This is a genomic window from Mesorhizobium sp. WSM3860, from assembly GCF_002294995.1.
GTDB lineage: Bacteria > Pseudomonadota > Alphaproteobacteria > Rhizobiales > Rhizobiaceae > Mesorhizobium.
The window spans coordinates 14427-29908 of sequence record NZ_NSGF01000008.1; the positions used below are offsets into that span (position 1 = coordinate 14427).

Genomic DNA, 15482 nt, shown 5'->3' on the forward strand with positions numbered 1-15482 from the left:
CTGTTTGAGGTATCCCTGTATTCTCAACGTCCGCGGCCGAAAAGCTGGGCGGCGGACAACAAGACGATCGATAGCACGATCAGGCAAGTCGAAATGGCGGCAATCGTCGGATCGATCTGGTCGCGCAGCGCATTGAACATGCGGCGCGTCAGCGTCGTGGTCTCTCCGCCCGAGATGAAGAGCGACACCACCACCTCGTCGAAGGACGTGATGAAGGCAAAGAGCGCGCCCGAGACGATCGAGAAGCGCAGCTGCGGCATGGTCACCTGGAAGAAGGCCGCGAAGCGGCCGGCGCCAAGGCTGCGCGCCACCATCTCCTGGTTCATGTCGTACGAGCGCAGCCCCGACAGGACGGTGAGCACGACCAGCGGCAGCGCCTGGACGGTGTGGGCGATGACGAGGCCGGTCAGCGTGTTGTTGAGGCCGATGCGGGCATAGAGGAAGAAGGTGCCGATGCCGATCAGGATGACCGGGATGATCAGCGACGCCGTAAGCAGCGCATTCATGGCGCCGGTCAGCCTGAGCGTGCCGGCGTTGATGGCATAGGCAGCGGCCGTGCCGAGCGGCGTCGCCACGATCGCCGTCATCACCGCCACCTTTACCGAGACGATGGTGGCGTCGCGCCATTCGACGGAACCGAAATAGCTCTCATACCAGCGCAGCGACCATTGCTCGGGCGGGAACTGCAGCAGCGTCGAGCCGGAGAAGGACATGATGACGATAATCACCGAGGGCGCGATCAAAAACAGCATGACGAGGCCGCCCAGCAGATAGAGCCAGAGGCGTTGCCAATGCGTTATAGGCAGGCTGTTTTCGGCGCTCATCGTTGGCTCCAAACGCCGGTGGCGCGCGCGCCGAGCAGCCACTGGAACAAGCCGAGCAGCGCCAGCGTGACCGCAAGCAGCACGACGCCGAGGGCAGCACCCGCGCCCCAGTTCGAATAGAGGCTGGTCGCCTGCTCCATGCGCATCGCCCACATGATGACCTTGCCGCCGCCCATGAGCGCCGGCGTGACGAAGAAGCCGAGGCAAAGCACGAAAACGATGACCACGCCGGAGGCCAGGCCGGGCAGCGACAGCGGAAAGAAGATCTGCCGGAAGGTGGCGGCGGGGCTGGCGCCGAGATTCATGCCGGCGCGCAAGCAGTCGACGTCGATGGTCTTCATCGAAGCGTAAAGCGGCAGCACCAGGAAGGGCAGCATGATGTGGGTCATGCCGATGACGACGCCGGCGAAATTGTTGGCGAGCGGCAGCGGCTGGCCGATGAGGCCGAGATCGATCAGCCAATTGTTGATCAGCCCCTTGCGCTGCAGGATGACCAGCCAGGCATAGGTGCGCACCAGCACCGAGGTCCAGAACGGCAGGATGACGAAGATCAGGCAGACCGAGGCGGCACGGCGCGGCAGCTGCGCCAGCATGTAGGCCAGCGGATAGCCGAACAGCACGCAAGTGCCGGTGACGACGAACGCGACCTTGAAGGTCGTGGCAAAGGTCTTGATGTAGGACGCCTGCTCGAAGAAGCGCGCGTAGTTGGCGAGGCTGAGCTGGCCGGTCTCGTCGAACAGCGAGAGCCAGAACAGCCAGCCGATCGGCACGATGATGACGGCGAAGACAAGGAACAGTCCGGGCGACAGCAGCGCCAGCAACCCCAACGCCTGGCGCCTGGCATCGGCGCGCAGCGCATCGGCGTTCAGCACGCCGTCCGATCTGCCGATATTCGATAAACTGGCGGACCCGATGCTCATTGATCCGCCACCAGGACGACGTCCTGAGCGTCGATGCCGAGCGTGATCGGCTCGCCCGGCGCCGGCAGCTTCGCCAGCACGTCGGAGCGGCAATAGTCGCGCAGCGTCACCTGGCGGCCGTCGCGGAGCGTCGCGTAGCAGATGAAGCTGTCGCCCTGATAAATGACGTCGCCCACGGTCGCGGGCAGTGCATTGATGCCTGCCTGATCCGCATGGGCGAGCAGCCGCAATTTCTCCGGCCGCACCACCATCAAGTGCCGACCGGCGGACGGCGCCGGATCGTTCATGCGCAGCTTCCTGTCCGCATACCAGACGCTGCCATTGCGGCATTCGACCGGGATGAAATTGGATTCACCGATGAAGCCGGCGACGAACTTCGTCTGCGGCCTGGCGTAGAGGGCTTCGGGCTGGTCGATCTGCTCGATACGCCCGGCATTCATGACGGCAATGCGGTCCGACATGGTGATCGCCTCGCGCTGGTCATGCGTGACGTAGACCGTCGTCATGCCGAGCCGCCGATGCAGGTTGCGCAATTCGATCTGCATATGCTCGCGCAAGCCTTTGTCGAGCGCCGACAGCGGCTCATCCATCAGCACGATGCGCGGCTCGAAGACGATGGCGCGGGCCAAAGCCACGCGCTGGCGCTGGCCGCCGGAAAGCTGGTCGACGCGGCGCTCGCCGAGATCTTTCAGCTGCACCAGGTCCAGCGCCCGCTCGACACGCTCGGCCATTTCCGCCGCCGATACGCGCCGCTGCTTCAGCGGAAAGGCAATGTTGTGGAAGACGTTCATGTGGGGAAAGAGCGCATAGTTCTGGAACACCATGCCGATGTTGCGCTTGTGCGGCGGCATGGTGATGATCTCTTCGCCGCCGACCTTGATCGAGCCGGCATTGGCTCGCACGAAGCCGGCCAGGATCATCAGCAGCGTGGTCTTTCCCGACCCGGACGGACCGAGCAGCGTCAGGAATTCACCGGCCGCGACATCGAGGCTTAGATCGCTCAGGATGGATAGCGCGCCGAAGCGCTTCTCGATCCCGTGGATGCCGATGGGAAGCACGGACGGCGCAAGAGACAAGAGCATCTCCTTCAACTCCGGATCATTGATAGCGGGGCGGAGCAGCGCGCCTCTGCGCGCCGCTCCGGCCGCAGTCGTCATTGCTGGATCAGGTTGTTGAACTTCTCGGTCGCCTCGACGAGGTTGTCGCGCCAGAACTCGGGATCCTGAAGCACCTGCTTCTTGACGTTCTCGGGCGCGGAGTTGATGTCCTTGATGCGCTCCTGCGGGATCTTGCCGGTCTCGAAGGCCTTCTCGTTGGCCGGGCCGTTGTCGACATAGAGCGGCAGATTGGCCTGGAGGTCGGGGCTGACGAACCTAGCCAGCGCTTTCATCGCGAGGTCCTTGTTCTTCGAGCCCTTCGGGATGACCATGCAGTCGGCGGTGAGCACACCCTGGTCGAAGGAGAAGCTCACCGGTGCGCCCTCCTTCCTCAAAGTGCCGGCGCGGCCGTTCCAGATGCTCGCCATATCGACCTCGCCGTCCTTGACGAGTTGCATTGCCTGCGCGCCGGAGGTCCACCAGGCGTCGATGTGACCCTTGACCTTGTCGACGGATTGCAGCGCGCCGTCGATGTCGACCGGATAGACCTTGTCGATCGGAGTGCCTTTGGCGAGCGCTGCGACGCTCAGCGTCTCCGTCGCCTGGCTGCCGGAGAGCGCCCGCCGGCCCGGGAATTTTTCCACGTCCCAGAAATCGGCCCAGGTCTTCGGTCCCTTGTCGCCGAAAACGTCGGTGCGATAGATCAGCACGACTGAGGTATAGGAGATGCCGACCCAGTCGTCATGGACGAGCTTCGGGTTGATGCCGCTCTTGTCGATGACGTTGTAGTCGAGCTTTTCGAACAGGCCTTCCTTGGAACCGCGCGCGCATTCGTCGGCGCCGAGTTCGGTAATGTCCCATTTGACGGCATTGCCGGTGACCTGCAGCCGGACATCATCGAGACCGTTGGTGGTGTCCTGCTTGATGGTGATGCCGAGTTCCTTGGCTGTCGGATCAAAAAAGGCCTTGGTCTGCGCTTCCTGATAGGTGCCGCCCCATGAGGCAACGGTGATGGTGTCGGCGGCCGAGGCCGGAACGGCGGCCGAGGCCAGCAGGCCGGCTGCGGCCAGCCCGTGGATGCAAAGTCTCTTCGTCATTTTCGCTTCTCCAACCCGTGTTCCCGTTATCTTGATTTGGTATGCGAATTTGTATACAATTTTGAGTGTAATTCGCCGGAAGCCGATGTCAACATGTGCCGAGCGCTTTTTGGCGGCGACGAGTTGAGGCTCGGGTCGGAGCGTTTGATACGGCCCTGTTTCAAGCAGGAGCTAAAAGGCACTAGACTGCGAATCCATGACTGACCGTTGGAGGCGGGACGCTTGAGCAAGGAGAGAAAGAACACGCTGCGCGATTCGGTGTTCGAGAAGCTGAAGGCCTTGATCATCACCGGCCAGATCCCGCCGGGCGGCCGGGTGACCGAGAACGAGATCGCCGAGCGCCTGAAGGTGAGCCGCACGCCGGTGCGCGAAGCCTTCAACCGTCTCGAGCGCGACGGCCTGGTGATCGGGCGTCCGCGCCAGGGCTATATTGTTGCCGAGTTCAACCTGACCATGTTTCGCGAGGCCTTCGACATTCGTGAGCTGCTCGACGGACGCGCGACCGAGCTGGCGGCGGCGAACGCGACCGCCGCCGACAAGGCGCGGCTGCGCGACATGCTTGCCGAATGCGAACGGCTGGCGGCAATCCCCGACCGCAGCACACGAGAAAAGTTCGAGGAGCTGCAGGTCGGCATCGATCTGCACCGGGTCATCGCCGAGATCAGCGGCAACGAGATGCTGCACGGCATGCTTTGCGGCATTCTCGACAAATGCCAGCAATATGTGTGGACCGAGCTTCTGTGGCTCGACGAGTGGAAGCTTACCCGCGAGGAGCATTCGGGCATCGTCGACGCGATCTGCGCCGGTGATGTCGCTTTGGCCGGCGAGCGCGCCCGCGCCCATGTGCGCGGCTCGCGCGAGAACATCCTGCGCCTGCTGCAGGCGAAATCCGATTATCAGGGCTTTTTCGCCAAGGCTTCGTGAGGCTGGCGATCAGTTCGACAGGACAGGGCAGTTGGCGCCGCGCCGCAGGCTGATGTGCGCTATGTCGCCGATGCTGAATCGAAAACCGTCGGCGCGGCGTGGGGCATCGATGACGATTGCAGTCCCCTGCCCCAGTTCGGCGTGAAGGCGCAGCGTGCGGCCGTGGAAGACGATGCCGCTCACCCGCGCCGGCGCGGTGCCTTCGGCGGCCTCGGTGGCCGCCAGAAGATCCTCCGGACGAACGCCGATGGTTCGTGCGTCGCCGACGGCCGGTGTCTCGCCGGTTTCCGGTATGGCCTCCAGCGGCAGCTCGCCGGCGGTAAAGCGCAGCCGCTCGCCGTCGCGCCCGACAAAGCGTGACTGCAGGAGATTCATGGTGCCGATGAAGGAGGCGACGAACCGCGTCGCCGGACGGTCGTAAAGGGTTGCCGGCGGCGCGATCTGCTCGATGCGGCCCTTGTTCATGACGACAATGCGGTCGGAAATCGACAGCGCCTCGGTCTGGTCGTGAGTGACCATGACGAAGGTGGTGCCGAGCCGGGACTGCAGCCGCTTGAGCTCGACCTGCATCTGCTCGCGCAGATGCGCGTCGAGCGCCGACAGCGGCTCGTCGAGCAGGAGCACACGCGGCTCGCAGACGATGGCGCGGGCAAGCGCGACGCGCTGGCGCTGACCGCCCGACAGTTCGGAGATGCGGGCGCGCAGCTTGTCGGCGAGCCCGACCATGTCAAGCGCCTGACCGACGCGCTTGGCCTGCTCGGTGCTGGACAATTTGCGCAGCGAGAGGCCGAAGCCGACATTCGCCGCCACGTCCATATGCGGGAACAACGCATAGTCCTGGAACACGGTGTTGACGGGACGGTCGAAGGGCCTCAGACCGGTGATGTCCCTGCCTTCGAGCAGCACGTTGCCGCTGGTCGGGCTCTCGAAGCCGGCGATGACGCGCAGGCTCGTCGTCTTGCCGCAGCCTGAGGGGCCGAGCAGGGTCAGGAACTCGCCCGCCGCAATGTCGAGATCGACCGCATCGAGGCCGACCACGCCGCCCGGGAAGACCTTCGAGACGTTCTCTAGACGAACCAGCGCGTCAGGCGCCATCGCGCACCTCGGACGGTTTTGTCGTGTTGACCCACAGGATCCGGCAGCGCTCGGCGCCGGGATTGCGAAACGCATGCAGCAGCGTGCTCTTGAAGGCAAAACTGTCGCCGGCTTTGAGCAGGTAGGTCGTGGCATCCACCACCAGCTCGGCCTCGCCCGAGAGCACGAAGCCAAACTCGTAGCCGGCATGGGCATAGGCTTCCGTCGTGCCGCCGCCGGCCTCGACCGTCACCAGCATGCCGGTGAGTGTGGCGGCGGGCGGCGACAGCAACGCCTTGGCGATGCCCTCGGACCTGACCGGGATTGCGCGCCGCTTGTCGGCACGCACGCAATAGAGGTCGTTGACCGCTTCATCGCCGTCGGCGATCAGCGCCGAGGGTTCGATGTCGAGGGCGGCGGCCAGCGGCCAGATCACCTTGACGCGCAGCGAGGACATGCCGCGCTCGATCTGGCTGAGCGCGCCGATCGAGATGCCGGCCTTGGCGGCGAGATCGGCCAGCGACTGCTTTCGCTCGAGCCTCAGCGCCCGCACGCGCCGGCCGACGCGTATGTCGGCGTCGTCCTTCGGTTTTTCCGCGGCTTCGTCGAGTATATCCATTCGCTCGTCCTGTTGCATTCAATCAGGCCGGCTTCTGACCAAGCCGCCTCATGATCGGGTCTTATCTTGCCAGACGCCGGCGCCGCCCCTCATCGCCCTGCCGGGCACTTCTCCCCGTATAATGACGGGGAGAAGGGGGCTGGCCCAGCGGCGGCTCTTTTACTGCAACGCTGGCGATTGGCGAAATCTGCGATGACAGCGCCCCTCTCCCCGTCACTATACGGGGAGAGGATGCCGGCAGGCAGGTGAGGGGCAGCACCAGCTTCGGCAATTGGCCCTCAACCCCCAGCTTTCACCTTCTCGAACATCTTGGCGACGTCGTCATTCTGCTTCATCGGTCCGGTGAAGATCGTGCTCTTCAGCATCACGTCGGGATCCGCCGGCAGCTGCAGCTTGTCCAGCTCGTCTTTCGACACGCCGGCGAAGGCGGTCGAAAGTGAGCTGCCATAGCCGTAGGATTGGATGAGGTACTTGCCCGAGTCGGCGTCGAGCCGGCTGTTGATGAAGTCATAGGCCAGATCGACGTTCTTGGCGTCCTTCAGCATGACGAAGCCGCAGGCCCAGGTGAGCATGCCTTCCTTCGGCTTCATGAACTCGACCGGCACGCCCTGCTTCTTCAGCGATGTTGCCGACGCGTTCCAGGTCATGGCGGCGACCAGCTGGCCGCTGGCAAGCGCCTGCTCGACCGAGGTCATGTCGGTGGTGTAGCTCGACAACAGCGGCCGCTGCTCGCGCAGTTTCGCGGCGACCTTTTCCATCTGCTCCGGCGTCATGTCGAAGGGGTTCACGCCCGCCAGAAGTGCCGCGACGATCGGCGTGTCGTGCACGGCGTCGATGGTCGCCATACGGCCGGCATATTGCTTGTCCCACAAAAGGTTCCAGCTCGCCTCGGGGTTCTTCACCAGATCGGTGCGGTAGAGGATCGAGGTGTTGCCCCAGTCCCACGGCACCATCCAGACCTTGCCGTCGCCGGCCTGCAGGTCGGGAAGGTTCTTGAACACCGGGAAGATCGAATCCCAGTTCTTGATACGCTTGGTGTCGATCGGCTGCAGCAGGCCTTCCTTGTTCCAGCGCGCCACCTTGTCGTAGCAGGGATGGGCGATGTCGGGCCGGAAGCCTGCCTTGACCTTGGTGAAGGCATCGTCGTCGTCGCCGAAGATCGTCGCCTCGACGCCATCCGGATGCGCGGTGAGGAAGCTCTTGTTGAAGTCGGGCAGCTCATAGCCCGACCAGGTGAAATATTGCAGCTTGTCGGCGGCCAAAGGGACGGTCGACGACAGCGCCAGGGCGAGTGCGGCTAGGCCCGCGCGAGCCTTGTGTCCGGTGATCGATTTCAGGTGGACTGTCATTTTCGTTCTCCTCTTCTTTGTTGTGGTTCAGGCTGGATTGCGGCGCGCGGCGCGAGGCCGCGATGGCGCAGGATCTCGGCGAGGGTGGCGATGAGGAAGGATATGGTGAGGATCACCGTGCCGAGCGCCATGACGGTCGGCAGCGAGCGCGGGAAGCGCAACTGGCTCCAGATGTAGAGCGGCAGCGTCGGCTCGGTGCCGGCGAGGAAGAAGACGACGATGAACTCGTCGAAGGAGGTCAGGAAGGCGAGCATGAAGGCCGACAGCACCGCCGGCAGGCTGAGCGGAAGCATGACGCGCCGGAACGTTGTCCAGTCCGATGCCCCAAGATCGAGCGCCGCCTCGCGGATGGTTTTCGGAATGGCGGCGAAGCGGCTGCGCATCACCACCACCGTCGTCGGCAACGCCACCAGGATATGGCCGAGCACAATGGCGACGCGTGACGGCCCGAGGCCGATGAGGTTGACCAGGATCAAGAGCGAGATGCCGACGATGACGCCGGGGATCAGGATCGGCAGCCGGGCTAGGGCGCTGATGGTAGCCGCGAGCGGCGAGCGGCCGTAGAGGTCCATATAGGAGACGGTGATGCCGCAAAGTGTCGCCCCTGAGGCAGCAACGACACCGATGACGAGACTGTTGGCCAAAGCACCGGAGAGCGCCGGATTGCCGTAGAGCGTCTCGTACCAACCGAGCGTGAAGCCCTGCAGCGGAAACGCCGCCTGGACGGAGTCGTTGAAGGAAAACAGCGGGATCAAAAGGATCGGCAGATAGAGGAATACCAGATAGGCAAGCACATAGAGGCCGAGCCAGCGGCCGCCCGCGTTTGCCGCTTTGCGTGCCGCGCTCATGTACGGCTGCCAAACCGGCGGTCGGCGCCGCGCGCGACCAGCACCACGCACAGGATGACCAGCATGACGCAGACCGAGAGGGCCGCGCCGAACGGCCAGTCATTGGCCTTGCCGAATTGGGACTGGATCAGCGTGCCGATCATCGTGCTGGCCGGACCGCCGACCATGGCCGGCGTGACATAGTCGCCGACGGTCGGCACGAAGACGACGAGAGCCGCCGCCAGCACGCCCGGCATCGAATTGGGCAGCACGACGCGGCGGAACGACGTGAACGGCCGCGCGCCGAGGTCGGAGGCGGCTTCGAGCAGCGATTTCGGGATGGTGTCCAGCGCCACGTAGATGGGCAGGATGGCGAAAGGGGCGTAGGCGTGCGCGAGCGTCACCACCACCGCGGCCGGCGTGTTGAGGAAGGCGAGCGTCGGCTCGGACCAGAGACCGCTTTCGATGAAAGCCGAGTTCAGCACGCCGTTATAGGCAAGCACGATCTTCCAGGCAAAGACGCGCAAAAGGTAGCTGGTCCAGAACGGCAGCGTGACCAGGAAGAGCAGCAGGTTGCGCCGGCGGCCGGCATGGAAGGCGAGATAGTAGGCGACCGGATATGCAGTAGCGACGGTGGCGAGCGTCACCAGGCCGGCGATGACCAGCGAACGCAGCGTCACCGTCCAGTATAGCGGATCGGTGGCCACGGTGACGAAGTTTGCTGCCGTCAGGCCGGCGCCGAGCAGCGAGCCGTCATTGCTCCTGAAGGCAAGGAAGAGCACCAGGCCGAGCGCGAAGAGGATCAGGAAGAAGGTGACCAGCCCGCCCGGCAACAACATGGCAAAGCGGAAGACCGGCGAGATGCGGGTTTCCGGCGATGGCCGCGCTGCAACGATGGTCGACATCTGACTGCCTGTTGGCCTCATCGCATTTTTGAAATCAGCTAATCAATTTTCATGCTTATGAAATTGTCAAGCTGAATCGGTTGTGCGCTGCACACGTTGACCTTTTAGCGCTCGAAGGCATCCAGCATCCGATACCAGGTGATGGTGGCTGCAACGCCGATCTGGCGGAAGGCATGGAACGGGATCGGCCGGATCGGCGACAGCGAGAAAGGCAATTGGCTGACATCGCCGGTCGCGAGGTAACCCGCGATGCGCTTGCCCAACGCGCTCATCAGGCCGACGCCCCTGCCCTGGCAGCCGACCACGGCAAGCAGACCCTTTTCCGGCTCATGCAGGTGCGGGAGATGATCCGGGGTCATCGCCACGCGGCCGAACCAGCGCTTTTCGATCGCGATGCCGTCAAGCGCCGGATAGAGGCGCAGCAGCGCGCGTTCGCAATGCGCCCAGTCGGCCGCGCTTGAAGGCAGGGCCATGCGGCCGCGTCCACCCAACACCATCCGGCCATCAGGGCTCTTGCGGTAATAAACCAAGATGTGGCGGGAATCGGAAACGGCCTGCCCGCCGGGCAGGATGCTTGCGGCAAGCTCCGCCGGCAGCGGTGCCGTGGCGATCTGGAAGGAATGCAGCGGCACGATAGTCCGGGCAAGCCCAGGGAGCAGGCCGTCCGTATAGGCATTGGTGGCGAGCACGACCGACTTGGCGCGCAGTTCGGTGCCGCTCTGGGGCAGAACCCGCCACAGGCCGGCTTCGCTCATGAGCTTCACCACTTGCTGCCGTTCGGCGATCTTGGCGCCGGCGCTTGCCGAGACGCGCGCCAGTTCCAGCGTGTAGGACAGCGGATCGATGACGCCGGCGCGGCGGTCGAGCCAGCCGCCAAGATAGCCCTTGGCGCCGGTCATCGCGGCGATCTCGGCCCGGTCGAGCAGCTTGACGTCGGCGCCGCGCGCCCGCCATTGCCGGTCGCGGCTGGCCATCGCCTTCAAGGCGGTTTCAGTGTGCGCGGCCTGGATCCAGCCATTGCGCGTGAACGGCACCGCAAGCTTCTCGTCGCGGATCACATCGAACACCGCGTCGGCCGTCGAAGCGGCGAAGTCGACCAGGGCCTCGCCGCGCTCTTTGCCAAAGTGCTCGATCAGCCATTCGGGATCATATTTGAGGCCGGGAATGACCTGGCCGCCGTTCAAGCCCGACGCGCCCTGCCCGATCGCGCCGGCATCCAGCACCTGGACGGAAAGACCCGCGCGGGCCGCATGCAAGGCGGTCGACAGACCCATGATGCCCCCGCCGACGATCACCGCGTCGAGCGTGCCGCCGCTCGACAGCTCGGACTGGAACGCCGGAGCTGTTTGGGGCTTTCGCCAGATCGGATCGGAAAAGGGTGCGGGCAAGTGGTCACCTGAGGCGCTGGAGGCTCGTGAAAATCCTATTGCTGATTTCATGAACTTGAAAGAGGGCCCGATGGGCCAGTCCGCGCTTGGCTATGTGACAGCATGCCAAAGGCTCATAACCTCGCCATCGACGGGATGGACGTTTGAATTAAATCCGGGGAAAGTGCCGCGCGACAATCGAGAGGACAAAAGACCATGACCGATTTAACCCGCCTCCCCGCCGACGGCCTTTTCGTCGGCCGCGCCAGGACCGGCGAAGCCTCTTATCCGCTGGTGGTCACGGTGCGCGAGGGCGAGGTGATCGACATCACGTCGAGCACGGCACCCACGGTGCGCGATGTGTGCGAACTTAAGGATCCGGCCGGCTACGTGCGCTCGGCCCGGGGCAAGGCGATTGGCGCGCTGGAAGACATCGCAGCCAACAGCTTCGAAGCTCAGCGCGATGCCGAGAAGCCGATCCTGCTCTCCCCCGTCGACCTGCAGGCTGTGAAGGCCTCGGGCGTTACCTTCGTCGTCAGCCTGCTCGAGCGCGTCATCGAGGAGCAGGCGCGCGGCTCGGCGGAAAAAGCCGACGCCATCCGCGCCGACATCGCCGGGCTGATCGGTCATGATCTCTCCAAGCTCAAGCCAGGCTCGCCGGAAGCGATGGAGATCAAGGCCAAGCTGATTTCGCGCGGCGCCTGGTCGCAATATCTGGAAGTGGGCATCGGCCCCGACGCCGAGATCTTCACCAAATGCCAGCCGATGGCCTCCGTCGGCTTCGGCGCCGATGTCGGGCTGCACCCAGTTTCCACCTGGAACAATCCGGAGCCGGAGATCGCCATGATCGCCGACAGCTCGGGCCGCATCGTCGGCGCCACCCTCGGCAACGACGTCAACCTGCGCGATGTCGAGGGGCGCTCGGCGCTGCTACTCGGCAAGGCCAAGGACAACAATGCTTCCGCCTCGCTCGGACCTTTCATCCGGCTCTTCGACGAGACCTTTTCCATCGCCGACGTCAAGCGCGCCACGGTGCGGCTGAGCGTCGAGGGCGAGGACGGATTTTCGCTGGAGGGCGCGAGCTCGATGGCCGAGATCAGCCGCTCGCCGGAAGAGCTGGTCAAAGCCGCGATGGGACCGCATCACCAGTATCCGGACGGGCTGGCGCTCTATCTCGGCACGATGTTCGTGCCGTCGAAGGATCGCGGCGAAATGGGCAAGGGCTTTACCCACAAGGTGGGCGACATCGTCACCATCTCGTCGGAAAAGCTCGGCGCGCTGATCAACCGGGTGCGCCTCTCGCCGGACTGCCCGCACTGGACCTACGGCGCCAGCCATCTCATGCGCGATCTCGCCAAGGCCGGCCTGATCTAGCAGCGGATCATGGCGGCATCCGCTTGCTCATCGCTGGAGGCTGATGAGCGCAACGGCGTCTGCCCGTAAAATATCATCGCAGCTGATGCAATCTGATGGGATTGCTGATGGCGTGCGGACCTGTGCCAACATCCATTGACGATGGAGGCTTGCCAGCGGCCGAAAAAGGGAATGCTCTAAAGGGCATCCGATCGGCGCGGGCAGGAGGTGCGGCCTCGAGGACCGCATCGCGCCTGATGTGGAGGTGGTTTCAACATGGGAGGAAATCGATGCTTTCGAGGCTGAGACTGTTCGTGCTTGGCTTGATCGCGGCAATCGCCATTCCGGCGATGGCCGAGGCCAAGACGTTCTACTGGATTTCGCATGGCGGGCCGGCCGATCCGGTCTGGACCTACTTCCTGGCCGGAGCCAAGCAATGGGCGACCGACACCGGCAACAAGGTGAACACCTCGTTCCACAATGGCGACGTTGCCTCGCAGCAAGAGGCTGTTCGCGCCGCCATCTCGGCCAAGGCCGACGGCATCGTCACCACCAGCCCGGATCCGGGCAGCCTCGTCGAGATCGTCAAGGAGGCCCGTGCGGCCAACATCCCGATCATCAACTTCAACACGCCCGACCCGAAGGCCAACTTCAACGCCTATGTCGGCGGCGACAACGTCACCTTCGGCAAGCACTGGGCGCAGTATCTGGTCGACAAGGGCCTGGTGAAGAAGGGCGACTTCGTATGGATGCCGGTCGAGGTGCCCGGCGCCACTTATGGCGTGCAGGAAGAGGAAGGCATCAAGAGCGTGTTCGAGCCGCTCGGCATCACCTATGAGGTGACCGAGGCGACGCTCGACCAAGCCGAAGTGATCAACCGCATGGTCGACTATCTCACCGCCCACAAGGGCAAGGTGAAGGCGATCATCGGCCTCGGCGACCTCGTCACAGGCTCGGTCAAGCGCGTCTTCGACCAGGTCGGCGTCAAGCCGGGCGAGATCCCGGTCGTCGGCTGGGGCAACTCACTCGATACCACCCAGGAAGTGCTGAACGGCTATGTCAACGCCGCGCAGTGGCAGGACCCGCAGGCGACTAGCTATATCGCGCTTTCGATGGCGGCGATGGCGTCTGCCGGCATTCCTCCGGGCTTCAACGTCATCACCGGCGCGCTCTATGAAAAGGACACCGCCGGCGTTTACGACAAGATCCTGTCCGGCAAGTAGTTCCTGACATCAACGGTCGCGGCTTTCGGGCCGCGATCGCTTCCGGACCATCGAGTCCTGCGCAGCGGGCTCGCCAATCATTCACATCCGGGCGCAATGGAAAACCGTTCCTTCATCCAAAGTTTCATCGCGCGGCCTGAATTCGGGCCGCTGGTGCTGCTGATCGTCGAACTCGTCATCTTCTGGGCCATCAACCCGGATTTCCTGTCGCCGCAGAACATCTCGAACATCCTCGCCTTCACCGTCGAGCTTGGGCTGATCGCGCTGGCAATGACCTTGCTGATGACATCGGGCGAATTCGACCTCTCGGTCGGCTCGCTGTTCGGCTTCTCGCCGGTGCTGATGTGGACGCTGTTCAATGGCGGCGTCACCTCGCTTGAGATGGGCTTCGCCATCGCGCTGGTGGTCGCGGCCCTTATCGGGCTCGTCAATGGCTGGTTCGTCACCCAGCTCAAGATCCCGTCCTTTCTGGTCACGCTCGGCATGCTGCTGGTCGTGCGCGGCACCGCGCTGTTCGTCACCGACGGCTTTCCGCAGCGCACCTGGAGCGCCGAGGGCAGCTGGCTTGCGGACATTCTGGTCGGCGACTTCTACATCGGCCCATTCCGCATCTATGCCTCGCTGTTCTGGTTCATCGGCGCCGCGATCGCGCTCGGTTATGTGCTGACGCAAAGCCGCACCGGCAACTGGATCCAGGCGGCGGGCGGCAATCCCAACGCGGCGCGCGCCCGCGGCGTCAATGTCAGCCGCGTCAAGATCGGCCTGTTCATCCTGTCGGCGGTGATGGCCTCGCTCGCCGGCGTGATCTCGTCGCTACGCACCTCGGCGGCCAATCCGAACAGCGGCACCGGCTACGAGCTCGAGGTGATCGCCATGGTGGTGATCGGCGGCACGGCGCTGACCGGCGGCCGCGGCACCATCATCGGCACGGTGCTCGGCATCCTGATCCTGCGCGTCATGCGCAACGGCATCGTGCTGATCGGCGTGCCGGGACTCGCCTACAACATCTTCATCGGGTCGATCATCCTCGGGATGATGGCGCTGCACTCATGGCTCGAACGCCGGCACCAGGCAGGGACTTAAGACGATGGCCGAGCCTCTGATCCGCATGACAAACATCCGCAAGTCCTACGGGCGCGTGCAGGCGCTTGTGGACGCCAATTTCCACGTCAACGAGCGGGAGATCGTCGGCCTGCTCGGCGACAACGGCGCCGGCAAGTCGACGCTGATCAAGGTGCTGTCGGGCGCGGTGCCGCTGACCAGCGGCGACATTTTCGTGCGCGGCAAGAAGGTGAATTTCCGCAGCACCAGCGACGCCATCGCTGAGGGCATCGAGACGATCTATCAGGACTCCGCACTCGTCACGCAGTTGTCGATCGCCCGCAACCTGTTCCTGGGGCGCGAGCCGATCAAACCGCCGCGTTTCCTCAACCGCATGGATCAGGAGGCGATGAACACGGTGGCGCGCGACCTGCTCAAGCAGGTCGGCATCTCCAAAAACATCCCGCCGACGACGCCGATCGGCTCGCTGTCGGGCGGCGAGCGGCAAGCAGTGGCGATCGCGCGCGCCATGCATTTCGACAGCGACCTCATCATCCTCGACGAGCCGACCAACAATCTCGGCGTCGCCGAGACGCAAGGGGTGTTGAGCTTCGTGCGCGGCGCCCGCGATTCCGGCCACTCCTGCATCTTCATCGCCCACAACATCCACCATGTCTTCCAGGTCGTCGACCGCATCGTGGTGATGCGCCGCGGCAAGGTGGTGGCCGATGATATCGATCCGAAGAAGACCACCGTGGCGGAAGTCGAACGCGTCATCACCGGCATGTCGGACAAGGAGATCCGCGATGCGATTTCCGAGGGCCCGCAGCCGCATGGCTGATTTGGCCTGACGTTGACTTGG

15 protein-coding genes are annotated in these 15482 nt (G+C 64.1%); 5 read left to right on the forward strand and 10 right to left on the reverse strand.

From position 1 onward, the window contains the following. Window positions 1–23 precede the first annotated feature (23 nt). The 4 genes from CK220_RS14850 to CK220_RS14865 all read right to left on the reverse strand — a co-directional run bounded on the left by CK220_RS14850 (window position 24) and on the right by CK220_RS14865 (window position 3938). On the reverse strand, window positions 24–824 hold the full coding sequence (locus CK220_RS14850; protein ID WP_095812259.1) for an ABC transporter permease: 801 nt from the start codon (window positions 822–824) through the stop codon (window positions 24–26). Beyond that, on the reverse strand, window positions 821–1744 hold the full coding sequence (locus tag CK220_RS14855) for an ABC transporter permease (protein WP_095812260.1): 924 nt from the start codon (window positions 1742–1744) through the stop codon (window positions 821–823). Before CK220_RS14855 ends, CK220_RS14850 begins: the two co-directional genes overlap by 4 nt. Continuing rightward, entirely contained in the window at window positions 1741–2820 is a 1080-nt protein-coding gene (locus CK220_RS14860) for an ABC transporter ATP-binding protein (protein ID WP_095812433.1), read from the reverse strand. The genes CK220_RS14855 and CK220_RS14860 overlap by 4 nt, the downstream gene beginning before the upstream one ends. Window positions 2821–2897: 77 nt before the next feature. Then, window positions 2898–3938 carry an ABC transporter substrate-binding protein gene (locus CK220_RS14865; protein ID WP_095812261.1) on the reverse strand — a complete coding sequence of 347 codons (1041 nt, stop codon included), beginning with the start codon at window positions 3936–3938 and terminating at the stop codon, window positions 2898–2900. 222 nt (window positions 3939–4160) lie between these two features. On the opposite strand from CK220_RS14865, the gene CK220_RS14870 reads away from it, so the two are divergent. Then, window positions 4161–4862, forward strand: coding sequence for a GntR family transcriptional regulator (locus CK220_RS14870; RefSeq protein WP_176479096.1), 702 nt, complete (start codon window positions 4161–4163; stop codon window positions 4860–4862). Window positions 4863–4871: 9 nt separating this feature from the next. Here the strand turns inward: CK220_RS14870 and CK220_RS14875 are convergent, their stop codons facing one another. The 6 genes from CK220_RS14875 to CK220_RS14905 form a co-directional block, all read right to left on the reverse strand. Then, a complete protein-coding gene (locus tag CK220_RS14875; protein ID WP_095812263.1) occupies window positions 4872–5957 on the reverse strand; it encodes an ABC transporter ATP-binding protein in 1086 nt (361 codons plus the stop codon). After that, window positions 5947–6555 carry a cupin domain-containing protein gene (locus tag CK220_RS14880; protein ID WP_095812264.1) on the reverse strand — a complete coding sequence of 203 codons (609 nt, stop codon included), beginning with the start codon at window positions 6553–6555 and terminating at the stop codon, window positions 5947–5949. The genes CK220_RS14875 and CK220_RS14880 overlap by 11 nt, the downstream gene beginning before the upstream one ends. 278 nt (window positions 6556–6833) lie before the next feature. Continuing rightward, a complete protein-coding gene (locus CK220_RS14890) occupies window positions 6834–7904 on the reverse strand; it encodes an ABC transporter substrate-binding protein (RefSeq protein WP_095812265.1) in 1071 nt (356 codons plus the stop codon). Continuing rightward, the gene (locus tag CK220_RS14895; protein ID WP_095812266.1) at window positions 7901–8752 is read right to left on the reverse strand and encodes an ABC transporter permease; all 852 of its coding nucleotides are present in this window, start codon (window positions 8750–8752) and stop codon (window positions 7901–7903) included. Before CK220_RS14895 ends, CK220_RS14890 begins: the two co-directional genes overlap by 4 nt. Continuing rightward, window positions 8749–9636: an ABC transporter permease gene (locus CK220_RS14900; protein ID WP_095776234.1), complete on the reverse strand. Its 888-nt coding sequence runs from the start codon at window positions 9634–9636 to the stop codon at window positions 8749–8751. Before CK220_RS14900 ends, CK220_RS14895 begins: the two co-directional genes overlap by 4 nt. Before the next feature lie 104 nt (window positions 9637–9740). After that, window positions 9741–11024, reverse strand: coding sequence for an FAD-dependent oxidoreductase (locus tag CK220_RS14905; RefSeq protein ID WP_095812267.1), 1284 nt, complete (start codon window positions 11022–11024; stop codon window positions 9741–9743). 195 nt (window positions 11025–11219) lie between these two features. Here CK220_RS14905 and CK220_RS14910 point away from each other — a divergent pair, with 195 nt between their 5' ends. The 4 genes from CK220_RS14910 (at window position 11220) to CK220_RS14925 (ending at window position 15461) form a co-directional block, all read left to right on the forward strand. Continuing rightward, the gene (locus CK220_RS14910) at window positions 11220–12377 is read left to right on the forward strand and encodes a fumarylacetoacetate hydrolase family protein (RefSeq protein WP_095812268.1); all 1158 of its coding nucleotides are present in this window, start codon (window positions 11220–11222) and stop codon (window positions 12375–12377) included. A gap of 269 nt (window positions 12378–12646) precedes the next feature. Continuing rightward, window positions 12647–13579 carry a substrate-binding domain-containing protein gene (locus CK220_RS14915; protein ID WP_066988900.1) on the forward strand — a complete coding sequence of 311 codons (933 nt, stop codon included), beginning with the start codon at window positions 12647–12649 and terminating at the stop codon, window positions 13577–13579. 96 nt (window positions 13580–13675) lie between these two features. Then, complete coding sequence (locus CK220_RS14920; RefSeq protein WP_095812269.1) at window positions 13676–14662, forward strand: ABC transporter permease; 987 nt, start codon at window positions 13676–13678, stop codon at window positions 14660–14662. A gap of 4 nt (window positions 14663–14666) precedes the next feature. Continuing rightward, window positions 14667–15461: an ATP-binding cassette domain-containing protein gene (locus tag CK220_RS14925; RefSeq protein ID WP_095812270.1), complete on the forward strand. Its 795-nt coding sequence runs from the start codon at window positions 14667–14669 to the stop codon at window positions 15459–15461. Window positions 15462–15482 lie beyond the last annotated feature (21 nt).

Excerpts from the sequence above, each read along its gene's own strand:
- CK220_RS14900 (WP_095776234.1), bottom strand. The coding sequence starts at position 9,636 with ATGTCGACCATCGTTGCAGCGCGGCCATCGCCGGAAACCCGCATCTCG.
- CK220_RS14925 (WP_095812270.1), top strand. The coding sequence starts at position 14,667 with ATGGCCGAGCCTCTGATCCGCATGACAAACATCCGCAAGTCCTACGGG.
- CK220_RS14850 (WP_095812259.1), bottom strand. The coding sequence starts at position 824 with ATGAGCGCCGAAAACAGCCTGCCTATAACGCATTGGCAACGCCTCTGG.
- CK220_RS14865 (WP_095812261.1), bottom strand. The coding sequence starts at position 3,938 with ATGACGAAGAGACTTTGCATCCACGGGCTGGCCGCAGCCGGCCTGCTG.
- CK220_RS14890 (WP_095812265.1), bottom strand. The coding sequence starts at position 7,904 with ATGACAGTCCACCTGAAATCGATCACCGGACACAAGGCTCGCGCGGGC.
- CK220_RS14855 (WP_095812260.1), bottom strand. The coding sequence starts at position 1,744 with ATGAGCATCGGGTCCGCCAGTTTATCGAATATCGGCAGATCGGACGGC.
- CK220_RS14915 (WP_066988900.1), top strand. The coding sequence starts at position 12,647 with ATGCTTTCGAGGCTGAGACTGTTCGTGCTTGGCTTGATCGCGGCAATC.
- CK220_RS14920 (WP_095812269.1), top strand. The coding sequence starts at position 13,676 with ATGGAAAACCGTTCCTTCATCCAAAGTTTCATCGCGCGGCCTGAATTC.
- CK220_RS14895 (WP_095812266.1), bottom strand. The coding sequence starts at position 8,752 with ATGAGCGCGGCACGCAAAGCGGCAAACGCGGGCGGCCGCTGGCTCGGC.
- CK220_RS14875 (WP_095812263.1), bottom strand. The coding sequence starts at position 5,957 with ATGGCGCCTGACGCGCTGGTTCGTCTAGAGAACGTCTCGAAGGTCTTC.
- CK220_RS14910 (WP_095812268.1), top strand. The coding sequence starts at position 11,220 with ATGACCGATTTAACCCGCCTCCCCGCCGACGGCCTTTTCGTCGGCCGC.
- CK220_RS14880 (WP_095812264.1), bottom strand. The coding sequence starts at position 6,555 with ATGGATATACTCGACGAAGCCGCGGAAAAACCGAAGGACGACGCCGAC.